At 57.3% G+C, this 18,372-nt stretch carries 12 protein-coding genes; 6 read left to right on the top strand and 6 right to left on the bottom strand.

Translation table 11 applies throughout. From position 1 onward, the window contains the following. The 3 genes from nusA to infB are packed head-to-tail and all read left to right on the top strand — an operon-like array spanning window position 1 to window position 4,789. Window positions 1-1,629, top strand: a complete 1,629-nt coding sequence (gene nusA, locus ACP15F_RS13565; protein ID WP_424941356.1) for a transcription termination factor NusA — start codon at window positions 1-3, stop codon at window positions 1,627-1,629. A gap of 23 nt (window positions 1,630-1,652) precedes the next feature. Beyond that, on the top strand, window positions 1,653-2,294 hold the full coding sequence (locus tag ACP15F_RS13560; protein WP_424941355.1) for an RNA-binding protein: 642 nt from the start codon (window positions 1,653-1,655) through the stop codon (window positions 2,292-2,294). After that, window positions 2,291-4,789: a translation initiation factor IF-2 gene (gene infB, locus ACP15F_RS13555; RefSeq protein ID WP_424941354.1), complete on the top strand. Its 2,499-nt coding sequence runs from the start codon at window positions 2,291-2,293 to the stop codon at window positions 4,787-4,789. Before ACP15F_RS13560 ends, infB begins: the two co-directional genes overlap by 4 nt. 303 nt (window positions 4,790-5,092) lie before the next feature. On the opposite strand, the gene mutT is transcribed toward infB, so the two are convergent. From mutT to ACP15F_RS13540, 3 genes are read right to left on the bottom strand one after another with little or no spacing between them, the layout of a single operon-like run. Next, complete coding sequence (gene mutT, locus ACP15F_RS13550) at window positions 5,093-5,491, bottom strand: 8-oxo-dGTP diphosphatase MutT (RefSeq protein WP_424941353.1); 399 nt, start codon at window positions 5,489-5,491, stop codon at window positions 5,093-5,095. After that, the gene (gene argJ, locus ACP15F_RS13545) at window positions 5,488-6,789 is read right to left on the bottom strand and encodes a bifunctional glutamate N-acetyltransferase/amino-acid acetyltransferase ArgJ (RefSeq protein WP_424941352.1); all 1,302 of its coding nucleotides are present in this window, start codon (window positions 6,787-6,789) and stop codon (window positions 5,488-5,490) included. Before argJ ends, mutT begins: the two co-directional genes overlap by 4 nt. Window positions 6,790-6,804: 15 nt before the next feature. After that, window positions 6,805-7,683, bottom strand: a complete 879-nt coding sequence (locus tag ACP15F_RS13540; RefSeq protein ID WP_424941351.1) for a peptidylprolyl isomerase — start codon at window positions 7,681-7,683, stop codon at window positions 6,805-6,807. Window positions 7,684-7,862: 179 nt separating this feature from the next. Here ACP15F_RS13540 and secA point away from each other — a divergent pair, with 179 nt between their 5' ends. From secA to ACP15F_RS13525, 3 genes are all read left to right on the top strand, one after another. Further along, window positions 7,863-10,535, top strand: a complete 2,673-nt coding sequence (secA, locus tag ACP15F_RS13535; RefSeq protein WP_424941350.1) for a preprotein translocase subunit SecA — start codon at window positions 7,863-7,865, stop codon at window positions 10,533-10,535. Between the two features lie 113 nt (window positions 10,536-10,648). Next, entirely contained in the window at window positions 10,649-12,631 is a 1,983-nt protein-coding gene (locus ACP15F_RS13530) for an acyltransferase family protein (protein ID WP_424941349.1), read from the top strand. Between the two features lie 98 nt (window positions 12,632-12,729). After that, entirely contained in the window at window positions 12,730-14,307 is a 1,578-nt protein-coding gene (locus tag ACP15F_RS13525; protein WP_424941348.1) for a phosphate ABC transporter substrate-binding/OmpA family protein, read from the top strand. 3 nt (window positions 14,308-14,310) lie between these two features. Here the strand turns inward: ACP15F_RS13525 and radC are convergent, their stop codons facing one another. From radC to dnaK, 3 genes are all read right to left on the bottom strand, one after another. Continuing rightward, window positions 14,311-15,084, bottom strand: coding sequence for a RadC family protein (radC, locus tag ACP15F_RS13520; protein WP_424941347.1), 774 nt, complete (start codon window positions 15,082-15,084; stop codon window positions 14,311-14,313). A 108-nt stretch (window positions 15,085-15,192) separates the two neighbouring features. Further along, entirely contained in the window at window positions 15,193-16,332 is a 1,140-nt protein-coding gene (dnaJ, locus tag ACP15F_RS13515; RefSeq protein WP_424941346.1) for a molecular chaperone DnaJ, read from the bottom strand. Between the two features lie 67 nt (window positions 16,333-16,399). Further along, the gene (gene dnaK, locus ACP15F_RS13510; protein WP_424941345.1) at window positions 16,400-18,316 is read right to left on the bottom strand and encodes a molecular chaperone DnaK; all 1,917 of its coding nucleotides are present in this window, start codon (window positions 18,314-18,316) and stop codon (window positions 16,400-16,402) included. Between the last annotated feature and the right edge of the window lie 56 nt (window positions 18,317-18,372).

Genomic DNA, 18,372 nt, shown 5'->3' with positions numbered 1-18,372 from the left:
ATGGCAATTACTTCTGCTAACCAGCTTGAGCTTTTGCAAACCGCCGAGGCCGTAGCCCGCGAAAAGATGATCGACCCTTCGTTGGTCATCGAAGCGATGGAAGAAAGCCTGGCCCGTGCAGCCAAGTCGCGCTACGGCGCGGAAATGGACATTCGCGTGACCATCGATCGTAAGACTGGCCGCGCCACCTTCACCCGCGTGCGCACCGTCGTCGCCGATGAAGAGCTGGAAAACTATCAGGCCGAGTTCACCGTTGATCAGGCTAAGCAGTATATGGAGAACCCCGAAGTGGGTGACGTGTACAGCGAAGAAGTTCCGCCGGTCGAAATGGGCCGTATCGCTGCCCAATCCGCCAAGCAGGTGATCCTGCAGAAGGTACGCGAAGCTGAACGTGATCGTCAGTACGAAGAATTCAAGGATCGTGCCGGCACCATCATCAACGGTCAGGTCAAACGCGAAGAATACGGCAACGTCATCGTGGACGTGGGTGCTGGCGAAGCCATCCTGCGCCGCAACGAAAAAATCGGCCGCGAAAGCTATCGCCCGAACGACCGTATTCGTTGCTACATCAAGGACGTTCGCCGCGAAGCCCGTGGCCCGCAGATCTTCCTGTCGCGTACCGCTCCGGAGTTCATGGCCGAGCTGTTCAAGATGGAAGTGCCGGAAATCTATGACAACATCATCGAGATCAAAGCCGTTGCCCGTGATCCCGGATCGCGTGCTAAGATCGCTGTGATTTCCTATGACGGTTCGATCGATCCGGTTGGTGCCTGTGTTGGTATGCGTGGTTCGCGCGTACAGGCCGTTGTGAACGAGCTTCAGGGCGAGAAGATCGACATCATTCCGTGGAATGAAGATCAGCCGACCTTCCTTGTGAACGCGCTTCAGCCTGCTGAAGTGTCCAAAGTTGTTCTGGACGAAGAAGCTGGCAAGATCGAAGTCGTTGTTCCAGATGAACAGCTGTCGTTGGCCATTGGCCGTCGTGGTCAGAACGTACGTTTGGCCTCGCAACTGACGAACCTTGATATCGACATCATGACCGAAGCTGAAGAAAGCGAACGTCGTCAGAAAGAATTCGCCGAACGCACCGCTTTGTTCATGGAGACCCTTGATCTGGACGAGTTCTTTGCCCAGCTATTGGTATCTGAAGGCTTCACCAACTTGGAAGAAGTCGCCTATGTCGAAGTCGACGAGCTGTTGGTCATCGACGGTGTGGACGAAGGTACTGCGAACGAACTGCAGACCCGCGCCCGCGAGTATCTGGAAGCACAGGCCGCTAAGGCGCTGGAAAACGCCCGCGCAATGGGTGTCGAAGACAGCCTGATCGCGTTCGAAGGTCTGACCGCTCAGATGGTTGAAGCACTGGCCGAAGACGGCGTGAAGTCTCTGGAAGATTTCGCAACCTGTGCCGACTGGGAGCTGGCTGGTGGGTGGACCACCGTGGATGGCGAACGCGTCAAGGATGATGGCTCGCTTGAAAAGTTCGGCGTGACCCTTGAGCAAGCGCAAGACATGGTCATGACCGCGCGTATCATTCTGGGCTGGGTTGACCCGGCTGAACTGGAAGCAGAAGCCGCTGAAGGTGAAGAAACCGATGCCGAAGCCGCTGAAGAAGGGGCCGAGGCCTGATCTCAGGTCTCAGAGGGCAACGCATGACGCGTGGTGTACATAAAAAGCGGCCGGAAGAGCCCGAACGGCGTTGCATCGCAACCGGAGAAACCCAGCCAAAGGCCGGGTTGATCCGCTTTGTGGTGGGGCCGGATGACATGGTGGTGCCTGACCTGTTGGGCAAGCTGCCGGGTCGTGGGATCTATGTCGCGGCAAACCGCGCGGCGATTGCTACGGCGATTAAGAAGGGCCTGTTTTCGCGCGCAGCGCGCAAGCCGGTCACTGTGCCTGACGGCCTGCTTGAGATGCTCGAGCGCAGCTATGTTGATCGGGTCGTGCATCTGATCGCAATGGCGCGCAAAGCGGGTCAAGCGATCGCTGGGTATGAGAAAGTTAAAGACTGGCTGATGAAAGATCAGGCCAAAGTCTTGATCCAAGCCTCGGACGGGTCCGAGCGCGGAAAATCGAAACTCAGACCGCCCCGCGAAGAGGGACGGTTTATTGAATGTCTGACCGGCGACGAGCTGGGTTTGGCGTTTGGACGTGAAAATGTGATACATGGCGCGCTTGCGTCTGGCGGTTTGGCCTCTCGTGTTGTAGAGGAAGCCCAGAAACTGACAGCGATGCGTGTTGTGCAAGACAACGACGGCGGGAAGGCTCGCCGGAAAGGTACGAAGACCAGATGAGCGATAATGACGGCAAAAAGACCCTTGGCCTACGCGGAAGCCGCCCCGGCCAGGTGAAGCAAAGCTTCAGCCACGGGCGCACCAAGAACGTCGTGGTCGAAACGAAACGCAAGCGCGTTGTCGTGCCCAAGCCGGGTGCGTCAGCTGGTGGTGCGGGCGCAGCCCCTGCCGGTGGCGATCCGCGCAAGCGTCCTGCTGGCATCTCGGATGCGGAAATGGAACGCCGCATGAAGGCGCTTCAGGCTGCCAAAGCCCGCGAGGCTGAGGAAGCTGAAAAACGCGCCGCTGAAGAAAAAGCCCGCGATGAAGAGCGCAAGCGTCGTCGCGAAGAAGCCGAAGCCAAGGAACGCGCCGAGCGCGAGCGTGAAGAAGCGCTGAAAGCCAAGGCCGAGGAAGAAGCCCGCAAAAAACGCGAAGCTGAAGAAGCCAAAACCCGTTCGAAGGCGCCCCCTGCTCCGGCAGCGGATCCTGCTGCTGCACAGGCGGCTGAACAGCGTGGCGCCGGTAAACCTTCGTCCGCCCCGCGTAAGAAAGATGATCGCGGTGGTGCGAACGAGCGCCAGAACCGTGGCAACAAAGGCGGCCGCGATGATGGTCGTCGTTCGGGTAAACTGACACTGAACCAAGCGATGCGTGGCGGCGACGGTCGTCAGCGTTCGGTTGCGTCGATGCGCCGTAAGCAAGAGCGTGCGCGCCAGAAAGCTATGGGTGAGAATGTCGAGCGGGAAAAGGTTATCCGCGACGTTCAAGTCCCCGAAGCCATTATCGTGTCCGAGCTGGCCAACCGTATGGCCGAACGTGTTGCAGATGTGGTGAAGTCGCTCATGAAAATGGGCATGATGGTTACGCAGAACCAAGCCATCGACGCTGACACCGCCGAGCTGATCATTGAAGAGTTCGGTCACAAGATCGTCCGCGTTTCCGACGCTGACGTTGAAGACGTGATCGACTCTGTAGAAGACAAAGAGGAAGACCTGAAAGACCGCGCCCCGATCATCACGATTATGGGCCACGTTGACCACGGTAAAACCTCGCTTCTGGATGCGATCCGCGATGCGAAAGTAACGGCTGGCGAAGCTGGCGGTATCACGCAGCACATCGGCGCCTATCAGGTTACGACTGATAGCGGCACGACGCTGAGCTTCCTGGATACGCCCGGTCACGCGGCGTTTACCTCGATGCGTGCCCGTGGTGCGCAGGTGACGGACATCGTTGTTCTTGTTGTGGCTGCTGACGACAGCGTCATGCCGCAGACCATCGAAGCCATCAACCACGCCAAAGCGGCTGGTGTTCCGATGATTGTTGCGATCAACAAATGCGACAAGCCAGAGGCCAATCCTGATACAGTTCGTACTGAGCTTCTTCAGCACGAAGTGATCGTCGAGAAGATGTCGGGTGAAGTGCAGGACGTCGAAGTTTCGGCCATCACGGGTCAGGGCTTGGATGAACTTCTGGAAGCCATCGCGCTGCAGTCGGAAATTCTGGAACTGAAAGCCAACCCGACGCGCGCTGCATCTGGTGCTGTGATCGAAGCCCAACTTGATGTGGGCCGTGGTCCGGTTGCCACCGTTCTGGTTCAGAACGGTACGCTGAAACAGGGCGATATCTTCGTCGTGGGCGAGCAGTGGGGTAAGGTCCGCGCGCTGGTCAACGATCATGGCGATCGCGTGAAAGAAGCAGGTCCTTCGGTTCCGGTCGAGGTTCTTGGCCTGAACGGCACACCCGAAGCAGGCGACGTTCTGAACGTGGTAGATACCGAAGCTCAGGCACGCGAGATTGCCGAGTATCGTGAACAAGCCGCCAAGGACAAACGCGCCGCTGCTGGTGCTGCGACCACGCTGGAACAGATGATGGCGAAGGCGAAAGCCGACAAGGATGTGGCCGAGCTGCCCATTCTGGTTAAAGCCGACGTTCAGGGTTCCGCCGAAGCCATCGTTCAGGCGATGGAAAAGATCGGCAACGACGAAGTCCGCGTTCGCGTGCTGCACTATGGTGTTGGCGCGATCACTGAAACCGATGTGGGTCTGGCGGAAGCCTCGGGCGCACCGGTTATCGGCTTCAACGTTCGTGCGAACGCTTCGGCCCGTAACTCGGCCAACCAAAAGGGCGTCGAGATCCGCTACTACTCGGTCATCTATGACCTTGTGGATGACGTGAAAGCGGCGGCCTCGGGCCTGCTGTCGGCAGAAGTTCGCGAGAACTTCATCGGCTACGCGGAAATCCGCGAAGTCTTCAAAGTGTCGGGCGTTGGCAAAGTTGCTGGCTGTCTGGTCACCGAGGGCGTCGCCCGCCGTTCGGCTGGTGTACGCTTGCTGCGCGACAACGTGGTGATCCACGAAGGTACGCTGAAGACCCTGAAACGCTTCAAAGACGAAGTGAAAGAGGTTCTGTCTGGTCAGGAATGCGGTATGGCGTTTGAAAACTATGACGACATCCGTCCGAATGACGTGATCGAGATCTTCGAACGTGAAGAAGTCGAACGCTCGCTGGACTAATCCCTGCGATTGGCCAAGCGGCTTGAAATATAAAGAAAAGGGGACGGATTTCCGTCCCCTTTTTGTTTGTGAGCAGTGCGGCGGATCAGGCAGCCATGTCGCCAGTTACAGGCCAGCCGATATGAAGGTGGTGTCCGACACGGACAACAATACGCCCATCCGCGAGCGTCTTTACGTATTGGCCCTGCACCATACTGTAGCTACCAATCATGATGGTTCTGAGCATGAGATACCCCCAACAAGGAATCTGAACACGTTCAGGATACCATGTCGTCGGTAAACCTTAGGTAAACTTACTGAGTGCTAGAGGAGATCTCGCAAAATCGGGATCAGGGGAATATCGGCAGGCGGCATCGGGAAATCACGCAATTGGTTCACCCGCGCCCATTTCAGCACCTGCCCCTCACGTGGGGTCGGTGTACCATTCCATTTCCGACAGGCAAACAGCGGCATCAGCAGATGAAAGTCATCATAGCTGTGGCTGGCGAAGGACAAGGGCGCGAGGCAGGAGTTCCAGGTCTCTATGCCCAGTTCTTCGTGCAACTCGCGCACCAAAGCTGCCTCTGGCGTTTCGCCGGGCTCGATCTTGCCGCCCGGAAACTCCCACAAACCGGCCATGGACTTGCCTTCGGGTCGTTGTGCCAGCAGGACACGCCCGTCCGGGTCGATTAGGGCGACGGCGGAAACAAGGACAGTCTTCACGAGCGATAATCCGCATTGATCTGGATGTACGCATGCGTCAGGTCGCAGGTCCAGACGGTTGCTTGGCCGTCACCTACGCCAAGATCCACGTCAATCAGCAGATCGTCTTGTTTCATGTAATCTGCGCCGGCCTCTTCTTGATAATCCGGCGAGACCCAGCCCTTCTCGGCGACCAGAATGTCTCCGAACCTGATCGTCAGAAGATCACGGTCGGCATAGGCGCCGGATTTACCGATGGCCATGACAACACGGCCCCAATTGGGGTCCTCGCCTGCCACCGCAGTTTTCACCAAGGGCGAGTTGGCGATGGACAGCGCATGCACCTTCGCGTCTGCATTGGACTTCGCGCCGGTCACGCGGACCTCGACGAATTTCGTGGCGCCTTCGCCGTCACGCACGACCTGATGGGCCAGATCTAGCATCACGTTGTTTAGAGCTTTGCGGAAAGCGGCGTTGGTCTGGTCGACCTCAACGCCCGACGCACCTGTCGCCGCCAACAGCAGCGTGTCAGAGGTCGAGGTGTCGCTGTCCACGGTGATGGCGTTGAAGCTGTCTTCGTTTAGCTCCGACAGCATCGCCTGCAGATCATCCTGTGCGATCTTCGCGTCTGTAAAGATGAACACCAACATGGTCGCCATATCCGGTGCAATCATGCCCGAGCCTTTGGCGATCCCTGCGATATGCACGATCCGGTCCCTGATCTTCACCTCGGCCTTAGCGCCTTTTGGGAAAGTGTCGGTGGTGCGGATCGCTTGGGCGGCGTCCTGCATCGCATCAGGGACAAGAAGCCCCCTCAGCTCGTCAATCTTGGCAGTGATGCGGTCATGGGGCAGCGGTTCACCAATCACACCGGTTGAGGCCGTGAATACGCGGTCTTGGGGTACGTTCAAAGCACCTGAAACGGCGGAAGTAATAGCTGCAACCGACCCGTCCCCGGTCGCCCCGGTGAAGGCATTGGAGTTGCCAGCATTGACCAAGAAGGCCGCCCCTTTGTCCGAAGCGCCGCCCAGCTTGGCCTGACAGTCCAAAACCGGAGCAGAGCGCGTAGCTGATTTGGTGAACACCCCAGCAATTGCGGTGCCCGGTTGAAGCTCGGCCAGCATCACATCCAGCCGATCTTTGTATTTTACACCTGCCTTCGCGGCCGAGAACTTGGCCCCAGCAATAACGGGCAGGTCGGGAAAACTTGCAGGCGCAAGCGGCGAAACCTTATGTGTGTGGTCCTTCGCTGCGACCAGTTTGGCCTTCAGCTTGGAAACCTTCTTTTTCAGCTTTTTGATCTTCGCCGTCTTGCCCATCTTTGTCCCCTAAGATCAGTTGTCCAGCAGTGTCATATCACGCGTGACGGCAGGGTCGATCCCTTCCAGTTCAGTGCGCTCGATCGTCGCGCCGTCCAGAAGCGTTTGCAGGGCGGCATCGACTGCGTTGTTTTCAACCAGAGCGACCAGTTCCTCGCGAACCTCTTCCAGCTCGGGCGCACCAACCATGCGGGTGTCGTTCAGCTTGACTACGTGCCAGCCGAATTGGGTCTGTACGGGGGCGGATACCGCGCCATTCTCAAGTCCCATAACCGCATCTTCAAACGGTTTCACCATCATGCCAGGGCCAAACCAGCCCAAATCTCCGCCATTGGGGCCGGACGGACCGGTCGAGAACTCTTTCGCTAGTTCGGCAAAATCTGCACCACCTTCCAACTTGGTGATCAGATCTTTTGCTTCGTCTTCGGTGGCCACCAGAATATGTGCGGCACTGAACTCTTTCGACGGCTCTGCATCCGCATATTGTGCGTCATAAGCAGCCTGCAGCGCCTCGTCTGTCACAGCTTCGGAGGCAATGCTGTCTACTTTTTCGGAGGCCACGATCTCGCGTCGCTGGTTTTCCAGAATGATCTCGCCCCGGCGGCTGATTTCTTCAACGGCCTGCCCCAGAACGGTTTGCTGGATCAGCTGTTCGACCAGACCCGGAAACAGGACATCATCAGGCAGAGTTTGAAACTGCTGTGCCAACCCCTGACGGGCTGCGATGACATGGGCGACGGTGATTTCTTCGCCGTTTACGGTCGCCAAAACGGTGTCGGCTTGAACCTCGACCATGGGTACGGCCTCTTCGGTTGCGGTTTCCTGCGCAAAGGCCGGAGCACCCAAAGTCAGCGAAAGGGCAAAGCTAAAGGCGGCCGCGTGGCGATAAAGCATGAAAATATCCTTCAAAACAGGCCGGTTTCCCCGGCAACATTGACAGTTTTACACCCGACGCTTACATCGCTAAGGGCTTAAGAGCGTGGGTTCTTGAGCACTTAGATAGGTGGCTGGATCGGGACGGGCAAGTTTCCTCTGGTCAAACCAGCGTTAAACCGCATTGAGGCACAAAAAACATGCTTGGAAAAATCGCGCGTAAAGTCTTTGGCACACCCAATGATCGCAAGATCAAGGCCACACGACCCATTGTCGAAAAGATCAACGCGCTTGAGGACGAGTTCGCCGCCCTGACGGATGACGGCATCGTCGCCAAGACCGAAGAATTGAAGAAACGCGTGGCGGATGGCGAAAAGCTGGATGCGATCCTGCCCGAAGCTTTTGCGAACTGTCGCGAAGCCGCCAAGCGCGCGCTGGGTCTTAGGGCCTTTGATACGCAGCTGATGGGTGGGATCTTCCTGCATCAAGGAAACATTGCCGAGATGAAAACCGGCGAAGGTAAGACCCTTGTGGCTACCTTCCCGGCCTATCTGAATGCGCTATCTGGCAAGGGCGTGCATATCGTCACCGTGAACGACTATCTTGCCAAACGTGACGCCGAGTGGATGAGCAAGGTCTATGCTGCGCTGGGCATGACCACCGGCGTTGTCTATCCGCATCAGGCAGATGACGAAAAGCGCGGGGCTTATGCCTGCGATATTACCTATGCCACCAACAATGAACTCGGCTTTGACTATCTGCGCGACAACATGAAGTCCGAACTGAAGGACATGTCCCAACGCGGACACAACTTCGCGATTGTGGACGAGGTCGACTCGATCCTGATCGACGAAGCGCGGACGCCGCTGATCATCTCGGGCCCGTCCGAGGATCGCTCGGAACTCTATGTCACCGTTGACGCGCTGATCCCCGAGCTGACGGAAGAGCATTACACCATCGACGAAAAGAACCGTGGCGCTACCTTTTCCGAGGAAGGCAACGAGTTCTTGGAAGAGCTGCTGCACGCTCGCGGCCTGTTGCCTGAAGGCCAGACGCTCTATGATCCGGAAAGCACCACGATTGTTCACCACGTGAACCAAGGTCTGCGCGCCCACAAGCTGTTCACCCGCGACAAGGACTATATCGTTCGTGACGGCGAAGTGGTTCTGATCGACGAATTCACCGGCCGTATGATGGCGGGTCGCCGTTTGTCGGAAGGTCTGCATCAGGCGATTGAAGCCAAAGAAGGCTGCAAAACCCAGCCGGAGAACGTCACGTTGGCCTCGGTCACGTTCCAGAACTATTTCCGACTGTATGGTACCCTTGGCGGCATGACCGGTACGGCCCTGACCGAAGCAGATGAATTTGCCGAGATCTATGGCCTTGGTGTGGTCGAAGTGCCTACCAACCGTCCGATTGCCCGGATCGACGAACATGACGCCGTCTATCGCACCGAGCGCGAGAAATTCGACGCCATCGTCAAAGAAATCCACCAGTCGAACGAAAAGGGTCAACCGGTTCTGGTCGGCACGACCTCGATCGACAAATCGGAAGAGCTGTCTCAGCTTCTGACGCAAGCCAAGATCAAGCACGACGTTCTGAACGCCCGCCAACACGAGCGCGAGGCGCAGATTGTTGCCGACGCCGGCAAGCTGGGTTCGGTGACCATCGCCACCAACATGGCGGGTCGTGGGACCGACATTAAGCTGGGCGGCAACGTCGAGTTCAAGGTGATGGAAGCCATCGCTGCGAACCCGGATGCCAACCCCGATGATATCCGCGCCAAGATCGAAGCGGAACACGAAGCTGACGAACAAGCGGTGAAAGATGCGGGCGGTCTGTTTGTTCTGGCCACAGAACGTCACGAAAGCCGCCGGATCGACAACCAGCTGCGCGGTCGTTCGGGCCGTCAGGGTGACCCGGGCCGCTCGGCCTTCTTCCTGTCCTTGGAAGACGACTTGATGCGCATTTTCGGCTCGGAGCGGTTGGAAAAAGTGCTGTCGACGCTTGGCATGCAGGAAGGCGAAGCAATCGTGCACCCGTGGGTGAACAAGTCGCTTGAGCGCGCGCAAGCCAAAGTCGAAGGTCGCAACTTCGATATTCGTAAGCAGCTTCTGAAATTCGATGACGTGATGAACGATCAGCGTAAGGCGATCTTTGGTCAGCGTCTGGAAATCATGGAAGCTGAAGACCTGTCCGAGATTGCCGGCGACATGCGCCATCAGGTGATTGATGATCTGGTCGATCAGTACATGCCGCCGAAATCCTATGCCGATCAGTGGGACACCCACGGGCTTCAGGCTGCGGTGATCGAGCAGCTGGGCTTTGAAGAGCCTGTTGTCGATTGGGCCGCCGAGGAAGGCGTGGATGACGATTCGATCCGCGAACGCCTGTACGATGCCTCGGACGTGTTCATGGCGAAGAAGGCCGCTGATTTCGGGCCCGAAACCATGCGCTCGATTGAAAAGCAGCTGATCCTGCAGACGATTGACTCGAAGTGGCGTGAACACTTGCTGACGCTGGATCACCTGCGCTCGGTCGTTGGGTTCCGTGGTTATGCTCAGCGTGATCCGCTGAACGAATACAAAACCGAAGCGTTCCAGCTGTTTGAGAGCCTGTTGGATGGTCTGCGGTCCGATGTGACGCAGAAGCTGTCTCAGATCCGCCCAATGACGGAAGAAGAGCAGCAGGCCATGATGCAGCAGATGCTTCAGCAGCAGCAAGCGCTGGCACAAGCCGCCGAAGTTTCCGAGAACGCCGCCGAAGGTTTTGACGAGAACGATCCCACCACATGGGGTAACCCGTCGCGCAACGACCCCTGCCCTTGTGGGTCCGGCAAAAAGTTCAAGCACTGCCACGGCAGACTGGCCTGATAAGGTCGCGCCGCATTCAAGCGGCGCGACAACAGCTTGCAGCAACAATCTCTTGCAGCACCGCCGATAGCTGACCTATCGTAATGCGGCATTTGACAGGATATTGTTGATTTATGATTTACCGGCCCGAGATTGATGGCTTGCGTGCGGTTGCCGTTTTGCCGGTCATCCTGTTTCACGCGGGCATTGGCCTTTTTGAAGGTGGGTTTGTCGGCGTCGACGTCTTTTTCGTCATCAGCGGCTATCTGATCACCTCGATCTTGATCGAAGACATCGACCGTGGGCGCTTCAGCCTTCTGAAGTTCTATGAACGTCGTGCGCGCCGTATTCTTCCTGCGCTGTTTTTTGTTGTGGTCTGCACCATTCCCTTTGCGATTCTGTGGATGCTTCCTGCGCAACTTCGCGATTATTCCCAAAGCCTTGTGGCGGTTAGCCTGTTCTCGTCGAATTTCCTGTTCTGGATGGAAAGCGGGTATTTCGAAGCCGGAGCGGACCTGAAACCGCTTCTCCACACTTGGAGCTTGGCGATTGAAGAGCAGTTTTATGTGGTCTTCCCCATTCTGCTATTCGTGTTGTGGAAGCTTGGTCGGCGCGCGGTGATCTGGATCCTCACATTGATAGCCCTGATCAGTCTTGGCCTTGCCGAATGGGGCTGGCGCGGCCACCCTGCTGCGAACTTCTTTCTAGCCCCTGCCCGCGTGTGGGAGCTTTTGGCTGGTTCCCTCTGCGCCTTCGCCCTGCACCGTCGCGCCCTTCCCGGAAACGATGCAGCAGCCGCACTGGGACTTCTTGCCATCACCCTGTCCGTTTTCCTGTTTGACGATACGACGCCCTTTCCCAGCCTATACACTCTGCTGCCTGTGATCGGCGTGTTGCTGATTATCCTCTTTGGCACGCAGGGCACGCGGGTCGCCGCACTTTTGTCCGCCAAACCCTTCGTCGCGGTCGGCCTGATCAGCTACAGCGCCTATCTGTGGCATCAACCCATGTTCGCCTTCGCCCGTATTCGCAGCCTGACCGAACCCAGCCTTTTCTTAATGCTTGGTCTGGCGGTGCTGTCGTTGATCCTTGCAGCGCTCAGTTGGCGTTTTGTTGAACAGCCCTTCCGTGCGGGGCCAAAGACGCGGTTGAAAACGCAGTCAGGCGTTTTTGCCACCAGCATTGCAGGGCTTGTCCTGATCGCGGGCATCGGCGCATGGGGGCATATGAACAAAGGGCTTCCCGACCGGTTTTCACCCGCCGCGCGTGCAGTTTTGAAGTTGAACACGGACCAGATTGACCGCACTTGCAATTTTGATGAACGGAAAACGTGGTATGTGCCGAAACCGGAGTGTCACTTTGCGGTTCCGAACGCATCGGGCTCGGTTCTGTTGTTGGGCGACAGTCATGTTGCGGCAGTCTCTGGCGAGGTTGTGGCAGCTCTGAACGCAAGCGGGCGCGACGTGTATGTCGGATCCTATGGTGGCTGCATTCCTCTGCCAAATATGGAGCGGGTGCATAAATCCACCGCCCATGAATGTGCTGAGTTTATCGATGCAATTTTGATGCATGCCAGAGAAACTGGTGTGGACACGTTAGTCCTTGCCGCTCGTTATCCGGCCTATCTGAACGGTACGCGCTTCGACAACGACGAAGGTGGGATCGAACATGGTATCCGCATGGATGTGCGTGATCTGACCGCTACTTCGCAGATCCCGCAAATCGATATGTTACGTGCCAAGATTGAGGGTCTAAGTAACCGTTTCAATTTGGTCCTTGTCGCACCAATCCCAGAAGCCGGATGGAATGTGCCCGAGCTGATCGCCAAGCGAATGTATTTCGAGGGCAATGAAGATCAGACACTATCAACGCCCCATGCTGCCTATAACAAGCGTACAAAACCCTTGCTGGACATGTTCGCGACCCTTGATGAACAGTCAGAGAAAATCGCGGTTGCGCCTGTGCATCAGCGCTTTTGCGATGCCGATACTGCGCGGTGCATGAATGCGGGACCGGAGCATATCCTGTATCTGGACGACGATCACCTCAGCCCTGCAGGGGCCAAATTGATTGCGCCGGACATTGTGAGCGCGGTAATGTCTCTGCCTTCCCAATAGCGTTTGACGTTGTCGGATTGGCCACGCCCTAACTTGGAAAATCTACGTTCACGTCGGGAAGCTCTGGCGCTGGACGCCGAAACACCTATGGTCCCCCTGTGACTCGAACTGTTCCAAATATCCTTACACGCCTATTCGGTGCGATGTTGGCGATCGCGCTGATTGGCAGTTCCGCAGCCAATGCGCAGGACGTCACGCTGACGTCGCGCGATGGTTCGATCGAACTGACCGGCCATCTTTTGACCTTCGATGGAGAGTTCTATCGCGTAGATACCGAGTTTGGGATCCTGACGGTCGACAGCTCGGGTGTCAGCTGTGAAGGACCGGGCTGTCCAAGTCTTGGACCTTTCGTGGCAGAGCTCACGATCTCTGGGGCGCATAACATGGGCGCAGTCCTGTTCCCCGCACTGGTCGAAGGCTTCGCGCTGCGCAATGGATACGCTTTGAAACGCGAGGAAATTCAGGGGGTTGGAACGCTCTATACGCTTCTGGAAGGCGGCACCGGACAAGAGGTCGCGCGCTTTACCATTAAGCTGACAACCAGTTCAGAGGGCTTTGCCGATCTTCTTAGCCAACAGGCGGACATGGTTCTATCAATGCGGCAGGCCACCACCCGCGAACGTAGCCTTGCACGAGATGCCGGGCTGGGTGATCTGCGCATCGCACGCCAAAGCCGCGTAGCGGCCTTGGACGCACTGGTGCCTATCGTGTCGCCGGGCAATCCGGTTACCAAGATCTCAATTTCGCAGCTTGCGGCGGTCTATGCCGGCAGGATCACGAATTGGTCTGAGCTGGGTGGCGAAGATGCCCCGATCACACCCTACATGATGGATGTCGAAGAAGGATTTGGTCCGGTCTTTATGCAGGATGTAATCGCGGCGCAGGGCGTTACCCTGTCAGACCGCGTTGTGATCCATCCCACAAGCCGCACCCTTTCCGACGCCATTGCGCGCGATCCTTTTGGCATCGCCATGACCACCTTTACTCAGCGTGGCAGTGGTGAGGTGGTTGAGCTTTCGGGAAGTTGCGGATTCTCGGTCCATGCTTCGCGCGCGTCGATCAAGTCTGAAGACTATCCCTTGACCATGCCGATGTTCCTGTATCTGCCAGAGCGCCGCTTGCCCCAGATCGGGCGTGAATTTCTTTCCTATCTGCGTACGGATAGCGCGCAGTTTGTAACGCGGCGGGCTGGCTTTGTGGATCAGGCACTGACCCGGCAGCCCATCCGCGCACAGGGGGATCGGATGGCAAATGCGATTACCACCGCGGGGGAAGAAGTTGCTCTGACCGAGCTTCAGCGCATGACCAGCACGTTGACCGGATCTGAACGCCTGTCGATTAGTTTCCGTTTCGAAGGCGGCTCGACCCTGCTGGATGCTCCATCGCGCTCAAACGTGGCCTTGCTGGCCGAAGCACTGGAAAGCGGACGGTTTGACGGTAAGCGCTTGTCTTTCATTGGGTTTTCCGACGGTCAGGGCGCGGCCGAGCAGAACAGATCCCTGTCAGAGCGCCGCGCGCGTGCGGTCCGCGATCTGGTTCTGGCCCAGCTGGAAGCGTTCAATCCCGCCCGCGTTGACATGCAGATTGACGCCTTTGGTGAAGCAATGCCCATGGCCTGCGATGACAGCGCCTGGGGGCGGAGCGTTAACCGTCGGGTCGAGATCTGGGTCGACTAGACCCTACAGATACCCTTCAGACCGAAAGCTCAACTCGGTCGATTTTCCAATGATCAGGTGATCATGCAGGGCAATTCCCAGAGCTTTCGCCGCGTCATTCACCTGTGCCGTCATCTGAATATCGCTGTCTGATGGGGTCGGATCGCCAGACGGGTGGTTATGTACCAAGATAAGGGCCGAGGCATTCAGCTCCAAGGCTCGTTTCACTACTTCGCGGGGGTAAACCGGTACGTGATCCACAGTGCCTTTAGCCTGCTCTTCATCCGCGATCAGGACGTTCTTTCGGTCTAGGAATAGCACCCGAAATTGTTCGGTGTCGCGATGCGCCATCGTTGTGTGGCAATAGTCCAGAACTGCGTCCCAGCTGGAAATCACATGCCGCTGAATTACCTTGGATCGCGCCATGCGGTGGGCGGCGGCTTCGATGATCTTCAGGTCCGTGATGACGGTGTCCCCAACGCCCGAAACCGCGCGTAGACGGTCGGCTGGGGCTGTGACCACACGATTGAAGTCACCAAAAATGTCCAATAGTTCGCGCGCAATGGGTTTTACATCGCGGCGCGGGATGGATCGAAACAGCAACAGCTCTAACAGTTCATAATCCGGCATCGCCTGTGCGCCGCCTTCGTTGAAGCGCGCGCGCAATCGTTGACGGTGATCTTTGATATAGGACGGCATTTTGCCGGCCTTCAGATCAATCGGCACAATCGGAGCTTCGTCCGTTTCGAACAAGCTTTGCGGCATCTCGGCGAATTGGAAATCACTGTGTTCAGTCATGGGCTCAGCCTGCCCCAAAACTGGTGAATGAAAGGTTAATGTCGTCCAGAAACAAAAACGCCCCGGCGTTTATGCAACACCGGGGCGGTTAGACTTCTGATCGGGCAATCAGCCCTTCATGCTGTCCCAGAAACTTCTGACTTTCGTAAAAAAGTTCGAGCTTTCAGGGTTGTTCTCTTCCGACAGTTTTTCGAACTCGCGCAGCAGTTCTTTCTGCTGAGAGGTCAGGTTGACCGGTGTTTCCACGGCAAGCTCGATATACATGTCACCATTCGGGCCACCGCGCAGGCCGGGCATACCCTTGGACCGCAGACGCATCTGGCGACCCGATTGGCTGCCCGCCGGGATCTTCACGCGCGAGCGGCCACCGTCGATGGTCGGAACCTCGATATCGCCGCCCAGCGCAGCTGCGCTCATCGACACAGGGACGCGACAATGCAGGTGTGTGCCTTCGCGGTCGAAAATGGCATGGTCCGCCACTTCGATGAAGATATACAGATCGCCAGAAGGCCCACCGCGCATGCCTGCCTCGCCTTCGCCAGCCAGACGAATACGGGTGCCGGTTTCAACACCAGCCGGGATGTTCACCGACAGCGAGCGTTCCTTTTCCTTGCGCCCTGCCCCGTGGCAGGAATTACAAGGGTTCTGGATCATCTGACCGGTGCCCTGACAAGTCGGACAAGCGCGTTCAACGGTAAAGAAACCTTGTTGCGCGCGGACCTTGCCCATGCCCTGACAGGTCGGACACATGGTGGGGTCGGCACCGCTTTCAGAGCCCGTGCCATCACATTCATCACAGGCGACCGAAGTCGGCACGTTGATGGTTTTCTGCAGGCCAGAGAACGCCTCTTCCAGCGTCACACGCAGGTTATAGCGCAGATCCGACCCGCGTTGAGCACGCGCACGGCCTCCGCCACGGCCACCCATGAAGTCGCCGAAAAGATCGTCGAACACGTCCGAGAACGCGCTCGCGAAATCGCCTTGGCCGGGATGTCCGCCACCAGGGCGTCCGCCCATTCCGCCTTCAAAAGCGGCGTGACCAAAGCGGTCATAGGCTGCTTTCTTCTCGGCATCCTTCAGGACGTCATAGGCCTCGTTCACTTCTTTGAACTGAGACTCGGCGTCGGGATTGTCGGAATTCCGATCTGGATGAAGTTCTTTGGCTTTCTTGCGATAGGCTTTCTTCAGCTCGTCCGCCGAAGCACCTTTATCGGCACCAAGAACGTCGTAATAGTCACGTTTTGCCATGATGGGGTCGTCTCCCTTTGGGAGGGAGGCAGGGCAGCGTTGCCGCCCCGCCATTCACCTAAGCGACTTAGCGTTTGCTGTCGTCAAGGTCTTCGAAGTCAGCGTCGACGATGTCATCGTCAACGGCCGAGGGGCCATCAGCCTCTTCCGAGGCTTCCCCCGCAGCTTCTTCTTGCTGCGACTTATAGATCGCTTCGCCCAGCTTCATGGCCGCTTCGGTCACGTTCTGAACGCCGCCCTTGATCTTGTCAGCAGATGCGTCTTCCTTGGCCAGATCGTCCTTCAGCGCGGCGATTGCCAGCTCGATGGCTTCGATCGTGGTCGGGTCGACCTTGTCGTTATGCTCTTCCATCGACTTTTCGGTCGAGTGGATTAGGCTTTCGGCCTGGTTGCGGGCTTCGACAAGCTCTTTACGCTCTTTATCGGCCTCGGCGTTGGCTTCAGCGTCTTTCACCATTGCGTCGATGTCGTCATCCGACAGACCGCCCGACGCTTGGATGGTGATTTTCTGCTCTTTGCCGGTGCCTTTGTCCTTGGCGCCCACTTCAACGATGCCGTTGGCGTCGATGTCGAAGGTCACCTCGATCTGAGGCAGGCCACGCGGTGCGGGCGGGATGTCTTCCAGGTTGAACTGGCCCAGGATTTTGTTGTCCGCAGCCATTTCACGCTCGCCTTGGAACACGCGCAGGGTCACGGCGTTCTGGTTGTCTTCCGCGGTCGAGAAGATCTGCGACTTCTTGGTCGGGATCGTCGTGTTGCGGTCGATCAGGCGGGTGAACACGCCACCCAGCGTTTCGATGCCCAGCGACAGCGGGGTCACGTCCAGAAGAACAACGTCTTTGACGTCGCCCTGCAGAACACCGGCCTGAATGGCAGCACCCATGGCAACCACTTCGTCCGGGTTTACACCCTTGTGGGGTTCCTTGCCGAAGAACTTCGAGACCTCTTCGATCACGCGCGGCATGCGGGTCATACCACCTACCAGAACCACTTCGTCGATGTCGCCAGTCGACAGGCCAGCGTCTTTCAGAGCAGCCTGACAGGGCTTGATCGAACGCTTGATCAGGTCCGAAACAAGGCTTTCCAGCTTGGCGCGGGTCAGCTTCATGACCATGTGCAGCGGTGCACCATCAGCGCCCATCGAGATGAACGGCTGGTTGATTTCGGTCTGCGAAGCCGACGACAGTTCGATCTTGGCTTTCTCAGCGGCTTCTTTCAGTCGCTGCAGAGCCATCTTGTCTTTCGACAGATCGACCTGGTTTTCCTTTTTGAACTCATCGACCAGATACTGAACGATGCGCATGTCGAAGTCTTCACCACCAAGGAACGTGTCACCGTTGGTCGACTTCACTTCGAACAGGCCGTCGTCGATTTCCAGAATGGTCACGTCGAAGGTACCACCACCAAGGTCATAAACCGCGATGGTTTGGGTTTCTTCTTTGTCCAAACCATAGGCCAGAGCAGCAGCTGTCGGTTCGTTGATGATCCGCAGCACTTCCAGACCAGCGATCTTGCCGGCGTCTTTGGTGGCCTGACGCTGAGCGTCGTTGAAATATGCGGGCACGGTGATCACGGCCTGAGTGACTTCTTCACCCAGATAGCTTTCTGCCGTTTCTTTCATCTTGCCCAGAATGAAGGCCGAGATCTGCGAGGGCGAATACTTTTCGCCGGCAGCCTCAACCCATGCGTCGCCGTTGCCGCCATCTACGATGGCGTAAGGAACCAGCTTCTTGTCTTTTTCGACAGCCGGGTCGTTCATGTTGCGTCCGATCAGACGCTTCACGGCGAAGACAGTGTTGTCGGGGTTGGTGACAGCCTGACGTTTAGCCGGCTGGCCTACCAGACGCTCTTCATCTTTGAAGGCGACGATCGAAGGCGTGGTACGTGCACCTTCTGCGTTCTCAATGACTCGCGGCTGCGAGCCGTCCATGATGGCAACACACGAGTTGGTGGTGCCGAGGTCGATACCGATGACTTTGGCCATGCGCAAAATCCTCTCTATAGGCGATGTTGTCAGGACCGACCTTGCAAAGCATCGGC

It is taken from the genome of Aliiroseovarius sp. S253 (assembly GCF_049800855.1).
Classification (GTDB): Bacteria; Pseudomonadota; Alphaproteobacteria; order Rhodobacterales; family Rhodobacteraceae; genus Aliiroseovarius.
Note: the sequence above shows the minus strand (reverse complement) of the source record. Positions and strands in the feature narration are given on the sequence as shown.

Excerpts from the sequence above, each read along its gene's own strand:
- nusA (WP_424941356.1), top strand. The coding sequence starts at position 1 with ATGGCAATTACTTCTGCTAACCAGCTTGAGCTTTTGCAAACCGCCGAG.
- dnaK (WP_424941345.1), bottom strand. The coding sequence starts at position 18,316 with ATGGCCAAAGTCATCGGTATCGACCTCGGCACCACCAACTCGTGTGTT.
- ACP15F_RS13560 (WP_424941355.1), top strand. The coding sequence starts at position 1,653 with ATGACGCGTGGTGTACATAAAAAGCGGCCGGAAGAGCCCGAACGGCGT.
- secA (WP_424941350.1), top strand. The coding sequence starts at position 7,863 with ATGCTTGGAAAAATCGCGCGTAAAGTCTTTGGCACACCCAATGATCGC.
- radC (WP_424941347.1), bottom strand. The coding sequence starts at position 15,084 with ATGACTGAACACAGTGATTTCCAATTCGCCGAGATGCCGCAAAGCTTG.
- ACP15F_RS13540 (WP_424941351.1), bottom strand. The coding sequence starts at position 7,683 with ATGCTTTATCGCCACGCGGCCGCCTTTAGCTTTGCCCTTTCGCTGACT.
- ACP15F_RS13530 (WP_424941349.1), top strand. The coding sequence starts at position 10,649 with ATGATTTACCGGCCCGAGATTGATGGCTTGCGTGCGGTTGCCGTTTTG.
- infB (WP_424941354.1), top strand. The coding sequence starts at position 2,291 with ATGAGCGATAATGACGGCAAAAAGACCCTTGGCCTACGCGGAAGCCGC.
- argJ (WP_424941352.1), bottom strand. The coding sequence starts at position 6,789 with ATGGGCAAGACGGCGAAGATCAAAAAGCTGAAAAAGAAGGTTTCCAAG.
- dnaJ (WP_424941346.1), bottom strand. The coding sequence starts at position 16,332 with ATGGCAAAACGTGACTATTACGACGTTCTTGGTGCCGATAAAGGTGCT.